The organism is Methylobacterium mesophilicum (genome assembly GCF_036441335.1).
GTDB classification, from domain to species: domain Bacteria; phylum Pseudomonadota; class Alphaproteobacteria; order Rhizobiales; family Beijerinckiaceae; genus Methylobacterium; species Methylobacterium mesophilicum_B.
In genome coordinates, this window is the sequence record NZ_MLBW01000015.1 from 91,766 (window position 1) to 105,299 (window position 13,534).

The 13,534-nt window shown below is 70.1% G+C and carries 13 protein-coding genes and 2 pseudogenes; 11 read left to right on the plus strand and 4 right to left on the minus strand.

Going from position 1 to position 13,534, the window contains the following annotated elements:
* Positions 1-12 precede the first annotated feature (12 nt).
* From pdhA to lpdA, 7 genes and pseudogenes are all read left to right on the plus strand, one after another.
* On the plus strand, positions 13-1,098 hold the full coding sequence (gene pdhA / locus MMR14E_RS09990; protein WP_331313945.1) for a pyruvate dehydrogenase (acetyl-transferring) E1 component subunit alpha: 1,086 nt from the start codon (positions 13-15) through the stop codon (positions 1,096-1,098).
* A gap of 54 nt (positions 1,099-1,152) precedes the next feature.
* Entirely contained in the window at positions 1,153-2,595 is a 1,443-nt protein-coding gene (locus MMR14E_RS09995) for a pyruvate dehydrogenase complex E1 component subunit beta (protein WP_331313947.1), read from the plus strand.
* Positions 2,596-2,653: 58 nt separating this feature from the next.
* Positions 2,654-2,941: a DUF5076 domain-containing protein gene (locus MMR14E_RS10000; RefSeq protein ID WP_058607365.1), complete on the plus strand. Its 288-nt coding sequence runs from the start codon at positions 2,654-2,656 to the stop codon at positions 2,939-2,941.
* Between the two features lie 15 nt (positions 2,942-2,956).
* Positions 2,957-3,550: a Uma2 family endonuclease gene (locus tag MMR14E_RS10005; protein ID WP_331313952.1), complete on the plus strand. Its 594-nt coding sequence runs from the start codon at positions 2,957-2,959 to the stop codon at positions 3,548-3,550.
* A 4-nt stretch (positions 3,551-3,554) separates the two neighbouring features.
* A pseudogene (locus MMR14E_RS10010) lies at positions 3,555-4,846 on the plus strand (pyruvate dehydrogenase complex dihydrolipoamide acetyltransferase).
* A 256-nt stretch (positions 4,847-5,102) separates the two neighbouring features.
* Complete coding sequence (locus tag MMR14E_RS10015; protein ID WP_331313954.1) at positions 5,103-5,573, plus strand: endonuclease domain-containing protein; 471 nt, start codon at positions 5,103-5,105, stop codon at positions 5,571-5,573.
* Positions 5,574-7,013, plus strand: a complete 1,440-nt coding sequence (gene lpdA / locus MMR14E_RS10020; RefSeq protein WP_331313955.1) for a dihydrolipoyl dehydrogenase — start codon at positions 5,574-5,576, stop codon at positions 7,011-7,013.
* Positions 7,014-7,072: 59 nt separating this feature from the next.
* Here lpdA and MMR14E_RS10025 read toward each other — a convergent pair whose 3' ends face one another.
* Both MMR14E_RS10025 and MMR14E_RS10030 read right to left on the minus strand, forming a co-directional pair.
* The gene (locus tag MMR14E_RS10025; protein WP_331313956.1) at positions 7,073-7,246 is read right to left on the minus strand and encodes a hypothetical protein; all 174 of its coding nucleotides are present in this window, start codon (positions 7,244-7,246) and stop codon (positions 7,073-7,075) included.
* A gap of 154 nt (positions 7,247-7,400) precedes the next feature.
* Complete coding sequence (locus MMR14E_RS10030) at positions 7,401-7,619, minus strand: hypothetical protein (RefSeq protein WP_331313957.1); 219 nt, start codon at positions 7,617-7,619, stop codon at positions 7,401-7,403.
* Positions 7,620-7,857: 238 nt separating this feature from the next.
* Between MMR14E_RS10030 and MMR14E_RS10035 the strand changes: the two genes are divergently transcribed.
* Both MMR14E_RS10035 and MMR14E_RS10040 read left to right on the plus strand, forming a co-directional pair.
* A complete protein-coding gene (locus tag MMR14E_RS10035) occupies positions 7,858-8,874 on the plus strand; it encodes a threo-3-hydroxy-L-aspartate ammonia-lyase (protein WP_331313959.1) in 1,017 nt (338 codons plus the stop codon).
* A gap of 132 nt (positions 8,875-9,006) precedes the next feature.
* Complete coding sequence (locus tag MMR14E_RS10040) at positions 9,007-9,384, plus strand: iron-sulfur cluster assembly accessory protein (protein WP_331313961.1); 378 nt, start codon at positions 9,007-9,009, stop codon at positions 9,382-9,384.
* A 116-nt stretch (positions 9,385-9,500) separates the two neighbouring features.
* On the opposite strand, the gene MMR14E_RS10045 is transcribed toward MMR14E_RS10040, so the two are convergent.
* On the minus strand, positions 9,501-10,559 hold the full coding sequence (locus MMR14E_RS10045; RefSeq protein ID WP_331313962.1) for a GGDEF domain-containing protein: 1,059 nt from the start codon (positions 10,557-10,559) through the stop codon (positions 9,501-9,503).
* A 149-nt stretch (positions 10,560-10,708) separates the two neighbouring features.
* Between MMR14E_RS10045 and MMR14E_RS10050 the strand changes: the two genes are divergently transcribed.
* On the plus strand, positions 10,709-10,876 hold the full coding sequence (locus MMR14E_RS10050; RefSeq protein ID WP_331313964.1) for a hypothetical protein: 168 nt from the start codon (positions 10,709-10,711) through the stop codon (positions 10,874-10,876).
* A 43-nt stretch (positions 10,877-10,919) separates the two neighbouring features.
* Here the strand turns inward: MMR14E_RS10050 and MMR14E_RS10055 are convergent, their stop codons facing one another.
* Entirely contained in the window at positions 10,920-12,266 is a 1,347-nt protein-coding gene (locus tag MMR14E_RS10055; RefSeq protein ID WP_331313966.1) for a DEAD/DEAH box helicase, read from the minus strand.
* 927 nt (positions 12,267-13,193) lie between these two features.
* Here MMR14E_RS10055 and MMR14E_RS10060 point away from each other — a divergent pair.
* A pseudogene (locus MMR14E_RS10060) lies at positions 13,194-13,532 on the plus strand (porin family protein); the annotation flags it as partial.
* Positions 13,533-13,534 lie beyond the last annotated feature (2 nt).

Genomic DNA, 13,534 nt, shown 5'->3' on the forward strand with positions numbered 1-13,534 from the left:
GGGAGAGCGCCGATGGACGCCGCCAAGGAGCCTGCCAAAGAGCCCGCCAAGGACGCGTCGTCCGCGCCGGTGCAGGCCGCGAGCCCTCAGGCCGCCGAGGCGCACCGCCCCGCGCCGAACATGCCCCAGTTCACGCGGGACGAGGACCTCCACGCCTATCACGAGATGCTGCTGATCCGGCGCTTCGAGGAGAAGGCCGGCCAGCTCTACGGCATGGGCCTGATCGGCGGCTTCTGCCACCTCTACATCGGCCAGGAGGCCGTGGTGATCGGCATGCAGATGGCCTCGGTCGAGGGCGACCAGGTCATCACCGGCTACCGCGACCACGGCCACATGCTGGCCTGCGGCATGGACCCGAAGGGCGTCATGGCCGAGCTGACCGGCCGCCGCGGCGGCTACAGCCGCGGCAAGGGCGGCTCCATGCACATGTTCAGCCGCGAGAAGCAGTTCTTCGGCGGCCACGGAATCGTCGGCGCGCAGGTCTCGCTCGGTACCGGCCTCGCCTTCGCGGACCATTACCGGGAGAACGGCAAGGTCAGCCTGACCTATATGGGCGACGGCGCCGCCAACCAGGGGCAGGTCTACGAGAGCTTCAACATGGCGGCCCTCTGGAAGCTGCCGGTCGTCTACGTGATCGAGAACAACCGCTACGCCATGGGCACCTCGGTGGCCCGGGCCTCGGCGCAGACCGACTTCTCGAAGCGCGGCCTCTCCTTCGGCATTCCCGGTGAGCAGGTCGACGGCATGGACGTGCGCACGGTGCGCGAGGCCGCCACGCGGGCGATCGAGCACGCCCGCACCGGCCAGGGCCCGTACATCCTGGAGATGCAGACCTACCGCTACCGCGGCCACTCCATGTCCGATCCGGCCAAGTACCGGACCAAGGACGAGGTCTCGAAGATGCGCGACGAGCACGACCCGATCGAGATGGTGCGCAAGCGCCTGCTCGAGCTGCACGCCGTGCCCGAGGCCGAGCTGAAGGCCACCGACGCCAAGGTCCGCGAGGTCGTCAACGCCTCGGCCGAGTTCGCCACCAACGATCCCGAGCCGGATCCGTCCGAGCTGTGGACCGATATCTTGTTGGATGCGCACGCCTAGCGCGATCCTGGACCCCTGGCCGCCCCGACCGAAAAGACGACCGCAGAGCTGAGCATGGCGACCGACATCCTGATGCCCGCCCTCTCGCCCACCATGGAGGAGGGCAAGCTCGCCAAGTGGCTGAAGAAGGAGGGCGATCCGATCAAGTCCGGCGACGTGCTGGCCGAGATCGAGACCGACAAGGCCACCATGGAGGTGGAGGCGATCGACGAGGGCGTGCTCGCCAAGATCCTGATCGCGGAGGGCACCGAGGGAGTCGCGGTCAACACGCCGATCGCCGTCATCGCGGGCGAGGGCGAGGATCCGGCGAGCGTCCAGTCCGGCGGCGGCGCCAAGCCCAACGGTGCGGGCGGCCATCCGGCCCCGACCCCCGACATGCAGGCCGAGGGGATGGCCGACAAGGCCGCCCCCGCGGCCAAGACCGGCGACGACGCCCCGAAGGCGCCGGCCGCACCGGCCGTCATCACCAACAAGGCGCAAGAGCCGGTGATGGAGGAGTTCCCGGCCGACACGCCGATGGTCACCCAGACCGTCCGCGAGGCCCTGCGCGACGCCATGGCCGAGGAGATGCGCCGCGACGGCGACGTCTTCGTCATGGGCGAGGAGGTCGCCGAGTACCAGGGCGCCTACAAGGTCACCCAGAACCTGCTGCAGGAGTTCGGGCCGAAGCGCGTCGTCGACACCCCGATCACCGAGCACGGCTTCGCGGGCATCGGCGTCGGCGCGGCGCTCGCCGGCCTGAAGCCGATCGTCGAGTTCATGACCTTCAACTTCGCCATGCAGGCGATCGACCACATCATCAACTCGGCGGCCAAGACCCTCTACATGTCCGGCGGCCAGCTCGGCTGCCCGATCGTGTTCCGCGGGCCCAACGGCGCCGCGGCCCGCGTGGCCGCCCAGCACAGCCACGACTATTCCGCGTGGTACTCGAACGTGCCGGGCCTCAAGGTGATCGCGCCCTACACGGCCTCCGACGCCAAGGGCCTGCTCAAGGCCGCGATCCGCGACCCGAACCCGATCATCTTCCTCGAGAACGAGATCCTGTACGGGCAGTCCTTCCCGGTGCCGAAGCTCGACGACTTCGTGCTGCCGATCGGCAAGGCGAAGATCCACCGCACCGGCAGCGACGTGACCATCGTGTCCTTCGCGATCGGCATGACCTACGCCCTCAAGGCCGCGCAGGCTTTGGCCGAGCAGGGAATCGAGGCCGAAGTCATCGACCTGCGCACGATCCGCCCGATGGACACCGAGACGGTGGTCGCGTCGGTCAAGAAGACCGGCCGCTGCATCACGGTCGAAGAGGGCTTCCCGCAATCCGGCGTCGGCGCCGAGATCGTGGCCCGCCTGATGGTCGACGCGTTCGACTTCCTGGACGCGCCGGTCCTGCGCATCACCGGCAAGGACGTGCCGATGCCCTACGCGGCCAACCTCGAGAAGCTCGCCCTGCCGACGGTCGCGGAGGTCGTCGAGGCCGCCAAGAGCGTCTGCTACAAGTGACCGGCGCGCGGGCGACGTGTCGCCCGCCCCGGCCAGATCGAGGAACAGCCGGCGCGCCATGAGCCAGGATCCCAGCAGCGACTTCGCCGAACTCGCCATCCCGCCCGACGCCCTCGAGCAGGGCGGCATCGAGGTGCTGCGCGCCGCCGTGGTCGACGGCGCGGTCAGCGTGGCGCTGCGCCGCTCCTTCGACGACCCGGCGACCTGGGGAAGACTGCTGATCGACCTCGCCCGGCAGGCGGCCCGCGCCTACGCGCTGGAGACCGACCTATCGGAGGAGGAGGCCCTGGAGCGCATCCGCGCCGGCTGGGAGGCCGAGGGTCTCGACCCCGGCGGCCTCAACTAGCGATGGCGTGCGACCATGGCTGAGGCGGCTGTCCGGCAGGCGACCTACGCGGACCTGGAGGCGGTCCCGGAGCATCGCGTCGCGGAGATCATCGACGGCGTGCTGGAGACGCATCCCCGGCCGAGGCCGCGGCATGCCGGCGCGGCTGTGCGGTTGGGGGGCGAGCTCGATCTCACCTTCAGCCGGGGACGCGGCGGTCCAGGGGGCTGGATTATCTTGATCGAGCCGGAGCTCCATCTCGGATCTCAGATTGTGGTGCCCGACCTCGCGGGCTGGCGCCGTACACGCATGCCCACCGAGCCCGAGGGCGCCTATATCGAGACTTGCCCCGACTGGGTCTGCGAGATCCTCTCGCCATCCTCGACCAGCCTCGACCGGGGTCCGAAGCGCCGCATCTATGCCGAGGCCGGGATCGGCCACCTCTGGCTCCTCGATCCGGCCGCGGGCGTACTCGAAGGCTTCGCCCTCGCGGACGGGCGCTGGGTGCTCCTCGCCACGATCCAGCGCGGCGAGACCGTGGCGCTGCCGCCCTTCGACGCCGTCCCGTTCCCCTTCGACGATCTCTTCCCCTTCGACGATCCGGCCGCCCCGGCCCAGCCCGAGACCTGATGCCATGCCGATCAACGTGCTGATGCCCGCGCTCTCCCCGACCATGGAGAAGGGCAACCTCGCCAAGTGGCTGAAGAAAGAGGGCGACGCGATCAAGTCCGGCGACGTGCTGGCCGAGATCGAGACCGACAAGGCCACCATGGAGGTCGAGGCGATCGACGAGGGCGTGCTCGCCAAGATCCTCGTGCCCGAGGGCACCGCGGACGTGCCGGTCAACGACCTGATCGCCATCATCGCCGGCGAGGGCGAGGACCCGTCGAGCGTGCAGGCTGGCGGCGCGCCGAAGGCGGCCTCGAATGGCGAGGCCAAGGCCGAGTCCAAGCCGGAGCCCAAGTCTGACGCGTCGGCCGCGTCGCAGAACACCACGCCCGGCGGCGGCCACATGTCGTACGAGCGGGTGAACGCCGCACCGGAGGGCGCGCAGCCCGGCGGCGCCCCGCAGGCGGGCGCCCAGGCCGGCTCTGGCGGCCGGNCTTCTTCGACCGGCGCCGGGCGAGCCCGGTGGCGATCGGCCACGATGTCTGGATCGGTCACGGCGCGGTCGTCCTGCCCGGGCTCACGACCGAGCAGGTCAAGGGCTTCTTCGCCAAGGACGCGTACGAGGACGTGCCCCTCGACGGCATGCGCAAGACCATCGCCAAGCGCCTCACCGAGGCGATGCAGGTCGCCCCGCACTTCTACCTGACGGTGGATTGCGAGCTCGACGCGCTGATGAAGCTGCGCGAGACGCTGAACGGCTCCGCCGGCAAGGACAAGGACGGCAAGCCCGCCTTCAAGCTCTCAGTGAACGACTTCGTCATCAAGGCGATGGGCCTCGCGCTGACCCGCGTGCCCGCCGCCAACGCGGTCTGGGCCGAGGACCGGATCCTGCGCTTCAAGCACGCCGAGGTCGGCGTCGCGGTGGCGATCGACGGCGGCCTGTTCACCCCGGTGATCCGCCGGGCGGACGAGAAGACGCTCTCGACCATCTCCAACGAGATGAAGGACTTCGCCGCCCGCGCCCGCGCCAAGAAGCTGAAGCCCGAGGAGTACCAGGGCGGCGTCACCTCGGTGTCGAACCTCGGCATGTTCGGCATCAAGCACTTCACCGCGGTGATCAACCCGCCGCAATCGAGCATCCTGGCGGTGGGCGCGGGCGAGAAGCGCGTCGTCGTGAAGGACGGGGCACCGGCCGTGGTCCAGGTGATGACCTGCACCCTGTCGTGCGACCACCGGGTGCTCGACGGGGCCCTCGGTGCGGAGCTGATCTCGGCCTTCAAGGGGCTGATCGAGAACCCGATGGGCATGCTTGTCTGAGCAGGCCACTCTCCTCCCCCTTGTGGGGAGGAGTTGGAGGTGGGGGTGGTTCAGGATCGAGCGGTACGGTGCCTACTACACCACCCCCACCCCTGACCCCTCCCCACAAGGGGGAGGGGAAAGCGCGTCCTGGAATTTCGAGGTGGGGGAAGGTGGCAGGCATCGGTCAGAACACGCAATCCTGCTGCGATGAGCCGTGCTCCATGCGCACGGTTAGCTTGCGCCCATCAGCCACGTTCGCTTGATCTGCCGCCCGATGCCCTGGAACCAGCAGCCCCGAAGAGCAGCCTCGCCCAGAGCGGCCGCGAACGCGAAGACGCTGCGGCATTCGCTCACCGAAGCGGAGAAGCGGCTCTGGTGGCACTTGCGTCACCGCCTGCCGGTGGACGGCTCGCATTTCCGCAGGCAGGTCGCCCTCGGCCCCTACGTGGCGGATTTCTGCTGTCTGTCCGCCCGGCTCATCGTCGAGGTCGATGGCGAGCAGCACGGCTTCGAGGCTGGGTCGGCCTACGACACCCGTCGCGACGCCTATCTCCAGTCTGAAGGCTTCCGCGTCCTGCGCTTCCCGAACCGCATGGTCCTGCGGGAGATCGACACCGTCCTCGACACGATCCACGCGGCGCTCGCCGCAACCGACACGCCTCTTCCGGATTCAGCCGGCCTGGCGGAGCCACCCCCACCCCATGCCCCCTCCCCGCAAGGGGCAGGGGCGTTCGCGGAGCGGTAAATGTCCGACACCTACGACGTCCTCATCATCGGCGCCGGGCCCGGCGGCTACGTCACGGCGATCCGCGCGGCGCAGCTCGGCTTCAAGACCGCCGTGGTCGACCGCGAGCACCTGGGCGGCATCTGCCTGAACTGGGGCTGCATCCCCACCAAGGCCCTGCTCCGCTCGGCCGAGATCTTCCACTACTTCCAGCACCCCGGCGATTACGGTCTGACAGCCGACAAGGTCGGGTTCGACACCGCCGCCATCGTGAAGCGCTCCCGCGGCGTCTCGGCCCGGCTGAACGGCGGCGTCGGCATGCTGCTCAAGAAGAACAAGGTCGACGTGATCTGGGGCGAGGCCGCGGTCGACAGCGTCGCGCAGGGCAACCAGCCCGGCCAGGTCACCGTGAGGGAGACCAAGCGCGCCGAGCCGCCGAAGGGCGCCAAGGGCGCCGGCACCTACCAGGCCAAGCACATCATCGTGGCGACCGGCGCCCGCCCCCGGGCGATCCCCGGGATCGAGCCCGACAAGAAGCTGATCTGGACCTACTACGAGGCCATGGTCCCCGAGACGATGCCCAAGAGCCTGCTGGTGATGGGCTCGGGCGCGATCGGCATCGAGTTCGCCTCGTTCTACCGCACCATGGGCGCCGAGGTGACCGTGGTGGAGCTGCTGCCGCAGATCCTGCCCGTGGAGGATGCCGAGATCGCCGGCCTCGCCCGCAAGCGCTTCGAGAAGCAGGGGATCAAGATCCTCACCGGCGCCAAGGTCACGAAGGTCGAGAAGGGCGCGAATTCCATCACGGCGACCATCGAGGGCGGCGACGGCAAGACCCAGCAGATCACCGCCGAGAAGCTGATCTCGGCCGTGGGCGTCGTCGGCAACATCGAGAATATCGGCCTCGAGAAGCTCGGGGTGAAGATCGACCGCGGGATCGTGGTGACGGACGGGCTCGGCCGCACCAACGTGCCCGGCCTCTACGCGATCGGCGACGTCGCCGGCCCGCCGATGCTCGCCCACAAGGCCGAGCACGAGGGCGTCATCTGCATTGAAACCATCAAGGGCCTGCACACCCACCCGATGGACAAGGCCAAGATCCCGGGCTGCACCTACTGCCAGCCGCAGATCGCCAGCGTCGGGCTCACCGAGGCCAAGGCCAAGGAGCAGGGCTTCTCGGTGAAGGTCGGCCGCTTCCCCTTCGCGGGCAACGGCAAGGCGATCGCGCTGGGCGAGCCGGACGGGCTGATCAAGACGGTGTTCGACGCCAAGACCGGCCAGCTGCTCGGCGCCCACATGGTCGGCGCGGAAGTGACCGAGCTGATCCAGGGCTACGTGGTGGCGATGAACCTGGAGAGCACCGAGGAGGAACTGATGCACACGGTGTTCCCGCACCCGACGCTCAGCGAGATGATGCACGAGAGCGTGCTCGACGCCTACGGCAAGGTCATCCACACCTGAACGGCGGCCGGCGCGGCGCGCGGGTCGGACCGGAATCCGACCCGCGCGCCATCGACCGGTCAGTGCGGACCGGACCGCGCCGCGAGCCTCAGGCTCACGGCCTGGAACAGCAGGATCACCAGAACCGTCGCCGCGCTGCCGCCGATCGGGATCAGCAGCAGGGCAAGGAGCGGATCGAACCCCCGGACAAGCAGGAGCGTGATGCAGCTGCCGATCACGGAGGCGATGGTCATCCGAAAGATGCAGCATTCGGACGGTTGCATGCGCCCTCCGATCAGGCCCCCGTCGGGAGTGTGAAGACCCGCGTCCGAAAATGCAACCAAAGATAGTACTTATTGAATAAACAATCTTAGGTTAAGATCCCTGCGCCCCGCGAGCGCCAGCCCCTCAGGAGCATGCGCGATCCACGGGCTCGGCTTGGTCCGGGGACGGCACATAGGCGCACCACTCGCAGATGCCGCGCTCGGCCCCCCGTTGGGCGTTGTGCTGCGAGCAGAGCGGGCAGACCAGCAGGATCAGGCGCGAACCGGTGCGCAGCGCCAGCCCGCGCCCCCGGAAGGTCACCTCGGTCGCCGCGTCGCCCGAAGCGCGGTCGCGGGCGCTCACGGCGTGTCCCCGCTGCCGCGCGGTCGGCGCACCGGTCTGCGCGTCGTCTTGGTTGCCATGGCGATGCCGCCCCCCAGCGTTCCTGCCAAGTTGTCGCTGGGTATAAGCGGCGAAGCGGCGAATGGCTCCGCTTGCGCGTGTGGAACGGCGGGGTGCGCGCGGGCCGAAAGGCCCGTATGAGGAGCTGCGCCCCCGCCTCGCTCCGGCGCGGCCCCGGGCTGATGGTACGCGGACGAAGATGCAGGCGACGATGCACGACACGCAGCACGGCGAATCCGGCGCGGCCGCCGGCGGCCTTCCCACCTTCGCCGACGTGGCCCGCGCCGCGGAGCGGATCGCCGGGGCCGCGCACCGCACACCGGTCCTGACCTCGCGCACCGCGGACGCGATGACCGGCGGCCGCCTGTTCTTCAAGGCGGAGAACCTCCAGCGGGCCGGCGCCTTCAAGTTCCGCGGCGCCTACAACGCGATCAGCGCCCTGCCGGAGGCGGCCCGCGCCCGCGGGGTGATCACCTACTCGTCGGGCAACCACGCCCAGGCGATCGCCCTGGCGAGCCGGCTTCTCGGGGCACCCGCCACCATCATCATGCCGGGCGATGCCCCCGCGGCGAAGATCGCCGCCACCCGCGGCTACGGCGCCGAGGTGGTCCTGTACGACCGCTACACCCAGGATCGCGAGGCCCTCGGCCGCGAGATCGCCGGGGCCCGCGGCCTGACGCTGATCCCGCCGTTCAACCATCCCGACGTCATCGCCGGGCAGGGGACGCTGGCGCAGGAGCTGATCGAGACGGTCGGCCCCCTCGACGTGCTGGTGGCCTGCCTCGGCGGCGGCGGCCAGCTCGCGGGCTGCGCGCTCGCCGCCGCGGAGCTGTCACCGGGCTGCCGGGTGATCGGCGTCGAGCCGGAGGCGGGCAATGACGGGCAGCGCTCGTTCCGCGAGGGCCGGATCGTCACGATCCCGGTGCCCCGCACCATCGCCGACGGGGCGCAGTCGACGGCGCTGGGCGACATGACCTTCGCGATCATCCGCGCGCAGGTGTCCGACATCCTCACCGTCACCGACGCGCAGCTCGTCGAGACCATGCGGTTCTTCGCCAGCCGGATGAAGCTCGTGGTCGAGCCGACCGGCTGCCTCGCGGCGGCGGCGGTGCTGAGCGGCCTCGTGGACGTGACGAACAAGCGCGTCGGCGTGGTGATCAGCGGTGGCAACGTCGATCTCGGGACCTTCGCGCGGCTGACCGGCGAGGCCGCCTGAGGCGGGCTCGGGCAGCGATTGCCGGGCCGGTGTGACCCCGCCGCGGTGGACCGGGCCCGGGCCAATGCTTATCTTGTGCGGGTCGGAATGCGCGTCCCCGGGCCTTGAACCCGGATGGGCGGGAGGGTGACGATGTCCGCTGGTTTCAAGGTTCTCTCGCTGACCGATCGCGCCGCCGATCGGATCAAGGCGATCATGGCGGAGGCCGACCGGCCGATCGCCGGGCTGCGCGTCGGCGTTCGCAACGGCGGCTGCGCCGGGATGTCCTACACGATGGAATATGCCGAGGCGGCCAAGCCCGGCGAGGACGTGGTCGAGGATCGCGGCGTGCGCGTGTTCGTCGATCCGAAGGCGGTGCTGTTCCTGCTCGGAACCGAGATGGACTTCACCACCAACAAGCTGGCGTCGCAGTTCGTGTTCAACAATCCGAACCAGACGTCGGCCTGCGGCTGCGGCGAATCCGTGGCGATCACGCCGGTCTCGGCCGACCGCTTGGCCGCCCAGGTCTGAGGGGAGGGCACCGGTCCGCGCGGGCGATCCGGTCCCCGCGGACCCGTGACGACGGGCGGGGGACGCGACGGTCCGTGCCGACGCGTCGCCGATCCCTCGACGGGACCGGGCCGAGCCTACGCCACCTGCATCAGCGACTCGGCGGCGTCGTCCAGGAAGCGGTTCCGGCCGGCGCGCTTCGCCGCGAACATGCACAGGTCGGCCCGCTCCATCAGGGAAGCGGGCGTGTCGCCCGGGCGCAGCACCGCGACACCCAGCGAGATGGTGACCTTGCCGAGCGACTCGCCGGTCGAGCGCTTGACCAGCTCGCGCCCCATGACGCTGGCGCGGACCGTCTCGGCCACCTGCTTGGCCAGGACCCGGTCGGCCCCGGGCAGGATGATGCCGAACTCCTCGCCGCCGAACCGGGCGAGCTGCGCCTGCTTGCCGGCATTCTCGCGCATCACGATCGCCACGAGGCGCAGGACCTGGTCGCCCGTGAGATGACCGTACAGGTCGTTGAAGCGCTTGAAGAAGTCGATGTCGAGGATGATCAGGCTCATGGGCGTGGTGCGCGCCCGGGCCGTCTCCATGGACGCCTTCAGCGTCTCCTCGAAATGCTTGCGGTTCGCCAGCCCCGTCAGGGCGTCGGTCAGACTCTCGCGCCGGGTCGCCTCGAGCTTCTCCCGGAGGGTCTCGATCTCGCTGCGGGTCTCGCGCATGCGCGCTTCGAGAATCCGGTTGTTGGCGGCGACCTCCCGGGTCGTGGCGGCCAGGGTCGCGACGATCTCGCCGAACCGCGCCCGGCTCGGGACGCCCTGGGACAGATCCTGGGCGACCCCGCGCAGGGACTCGCTGTACTGCGCCGTCGAGCCCAGGGAGAGGTCCAGGATCTCGGTGACGGCCGCGATCTCGCTGAGGACGATGCGGCTGACGTCGTCGGTGGTGCTCGCGAGGCGGCGCCCGTCGAGATAGGTCTCGTGCAGGTCGTCGATATCGCCCTCGGTGAGGCAGCCATTCTGGGTGGTGAGACGCTTCACCGCATCGGCGAGGAGCGGCATCTCCCCCGAGACGTAGGCGTACCAGACGGCGTAGGCGCGCGGCGTCGCGGACGGGCCGTAGTCGCGAATCAGATCGTGGCTGCGCTTCGCCAACGCGAAGCTGCGATCGCGATCCGAATAGGTCTCCTGGCTCATCCGTATCCCGTGGTCCGGGGCGGCCGACGCGCCTGCGTCGTCGCCCTGTGCCAATATACGGCCGCCTGGTAGCCGGACAGTTAAGCCCGAACTGATCTCTGTTACTTTTCCTTCTTCACCAAGACTGGTCGAAGCAGGAATGCCGGGACGTGAGCGCCGAGGCCCACGGGCGTGTCCCCGTCCGCCTCGACCCGGCGCCCGCGCTCCTCGCGCGCCTCGCCACCGCGACCCGACGCGCGGCCCATCCGTATCCCGTGGTCCGGGGCGGCCGACGCGCCTGCGTCGTCGCCCTGTGCCAATATACGGCCGCCTGGTAGCCGGACAGTTAAGCCCGAACTGATCTCTGTTACTTTTCCTTCTTCACCAAGACTGGTCGAAGCAGGAATGCCGGGACGTGAGCGCCGAGGCCCACGGGCGTGTCCCCGTCCGCCTCGACCCGGCGCCCGCGCTCCTCGCGCGCCTCGCCACCGCGACCCGACGCGCGGCCCGACGTCNCTTGGCGGAGCGCCCGCCGCGCCGTCCGTCGCTCGACCGGCCGCGGTGGCGCGTGCCGGTGTCGGCGGACGCGTCGGGCACGCTCGTCAGGTCGCCGTCCAGCCAGGGGATCGGCTGGCCGATCAGCGCCTCGATGGCGCCGAGGGAGCGCGCGTCGTCCGGGGCGACCAGCGTGTAGGCGGTGCCGCTCCGGCCCGCGCGGCCGGTCCGGCCGATCCGGTGGACGTAGTCCTCCGGGTGATGCGGCACGTCGAAGTTGAACACGTGGCTGACCGCGGGGATATCGAGGCCGCGCGCCGCCACGTCGCTGGCGACGAGCAGGGCGGTCTCACCGTTGCGGAACCCGTCGAGCGCCGTCGTGCGGGCGCGCTGGTCCATGTCGCCGTGGAGGGCCGCGGCGTCGAAGCCGTGGCTGACCAGGGATTTCTGCAGCAGCGCCACGTCGCGCTTGCGGTTGCAGAAGATGATCCCGTTCTTGAGCTCGCCCTCGCCGCGGATCAGCCCGCGCAGGCGCTCGCGCTTGGCGTGGCCCTCGGAGCCGGTGGCGACGAGGCGCTGCGTGATGGTGGTCGCCGTGGAGGCGGGCCGGGCCACCTCGACCCGCTGCGGGTTGTGGAGGAACATGTCCGCCAGCCGCTCGATCTCCGGCGGCATGGTCGCCGAGAAGAACAGGGTCTGCCGCGTGAAGGGCACCATCTTCACGATGCGCTCGATATCGGGGATGAACCCCATGTCGAGCATGCGGTCGGCCTCGTCGATGACCAGCAGCTCGACGCCGGTGAGCAGCAGCTTGCCGCGCTCGAAATGGTCGAGGAGGCGCCCCGGCGTCGCGATCAGCACGTCGGTGCCGCGCATCAGCTTGGCGTCCTGGTCGGCGAAGGAGACGCCGCCGATGATCAGCGCCACGTTGAGCTTGTGGTTGGTGCCGTAGCGGTCGAAATTCTCGACCACCTGGGCGGCCAGCTCGCGGGTCGGTTCCAGGATCAGCGTGCGCGGCATCCGGGCGCGGGCGCGGCCGTTCTCCAGCAGCGTCAGCATCGGCAGCGTGAACGCCGCCGTCTTGCCGGTGCCGGTCTGGGCAATCCCGAGGACGTCGCGGCGCGCCAGCACGTGGGGGATGGCCTCGGCCTGGATCGGCGTCGGCTCGGTGTAACCCGCCGCTTCGACGGCGTTCAGGACTTTCTCGCTCAGTCCGAGGTCGGAAAAAGGCATCTGCGTTCAGGAACCGTTGCGCGCCCGGCCGGCGCGAAGGACACCGTCGCGGCAACGGCTGGGAAAGGCTCGCGCGGGGCGCTCGGACGCTCCCGGGGCCGCGGGGCGCATCGTCCACGTCAGTTAGGGCCTTGGCGCGACTTGTCAATCTCGCAATGGTGACAGGGCGGGTCCGCGCACAGGGGATCGGCCGCGGGATCGGCGGCCGATCAGGGACGGAGACGGTCGTCCGCGGGCGCACCGCAGGGGTCGAGACGGGTGGACCGGGCGGATCGCGCCGCCCCGATCGCGCCGGTCGTCTCGGGCTCGGGAGCGGGCGTGCGCGGCGCCGCCGCGAGGGTGGTCCCGGGCCCCGCGTTCCGGCGCGGCCGGACACGCGGGGCCCGCGCGACCGTCGGGCCGGCCCGCGGATCGGGCGCGGCCGCGGGCGCCCGGCGCTTGCCGAAGGTCGTCCGGCTCCGGTCGTCGGCGCTCTGCATGGACAGCGGTCTCCGCCGGCCGGGGACCGGGTTCGGTACGGCGCGATGGGGGCACGGGGACGGACCCGCGAGCGGCCGACCATCGGACAACAGGGTTAACCGACCGCTTACGCCCCGGCGCGCCGTCTCTTGAAAGGTGTACCGGAATAAAACGTCGGCCTCCGCCCGCCCCTGCAGAGACCTCCGTCGATCTCGCGGGCACCGTGCCGGTGTCCGCCAATATGCGCTCCGCGCAAAGCAGCTAGTCTTCCGCGTCTCTGCAACTCTCCGCGTCCTGTGAAGCCGCGCGATCGGGCCGTCTGCTGTGGGACGGGCCGGCTAGTCTTCATCTTTCGTTGACGGGATGTCCGTAGCCTGAGGAGGCTTGTTGCAGGAAAGCGACAGACCCGCCATCCGAGAGCGCCTAGAAGGCTGCCGGCTCAAGCTAACCCCAGGACCGAACACCACCATGAAGAAGCTTCTCCTCGCATCCACCGTCCTCGCCGGCATGACCGCCGCGGCGTCCGCCGCGGACCTGCCGCGCCGCGCCGCGCCGCCGCCGGTGTTCACGCCGGTGCCGGTGTTCACCTGGACCGGCTTCTACATCGGTGTGAACGCCGGCTACGGCTTCGACGCCAACAGCCGCAACACCACCAGCTACGCCCTGCCCGGCGGCTCGCTGATCAACTCCCCCGGCACCGCCGGCGTCGTCAGCGTCAACAACCGCAACAACAACGACGGCTTCTCGGGCGGCGCCCAGATCGGCTACAACTACCAGTTCACCCCGGGCTCCGGCGTCGTGATCGGCTT

Coding starts and splice junctions, on each gene's coding strand:
- pdhA (WP_331313945.1), top strand. CDS start 13: ATGGACGCCGCCAAGGAGCCTGCCAAAGAGCCCGCCAAGGACGCGTCG.
- MMR14E_RS09995 (WP_331313947.1), top strand. CDS start 1,153: ATGGCGACCGACATCCTGATGCCCGCCCTCTCGCCCACCATGGAGGAG.
- MMR14E_RS10000 (WP_058607365.1), top strand. CDS start 2,654: ATGAGCCAGGATCCCAGCAGCGACTTCGCCGAACTCGCCATCCCGCCC.
- MMR14E_RS10005 (WP_331313952.1), top strand. CDS start 2,957: ATGGCTGAGGCGGCTGTCCGGCAGGCGACCTACGCGGACCTGGAGGCG.
- MMR14E_RS10015 (WP_331313954.1), top strand. CDS start 5,103: ATGCCCTGGAACCAGCAGCCCCGAAGAGCAGCCTCGCCCAGAGCGGCC.
- lpdA (WP_331313955.1), top strand. CDS start 5,574: ATGTCCGACACCTACGACGTCCTCATCATCGGCGCCGGGCCCGGCGGC.
- MMR14E_RS10025 (WP_331313956.1), bottom strand. CDS start 7,246: ATGACCATCGCCTCCGTGATCGGCAGCTGCATCACGCTCCTGCTTGTC.
- MMR14E_RS10035 (WP_331313959.1), top strand. CDS start 7,858: ATGCAGGCGACGATGCACGACACGCAGCACGGCGAATCCGGCGCGGCC.
- MMR14E_RS10040 (WP_331313961.1), top strand. CDS start 9,007: ATGTCCGCTGGTTTCAAGGTTCTCTCGCTGACCGATCGCGCCGCCGAT.
- MMR14E_RS10045 (WP_331313962.1), bottom strand. CDS start 10,559: ATGAGCCAGGAGACCTATTCGGATCGCGATCGCAGCTTCGCGTTGGCG.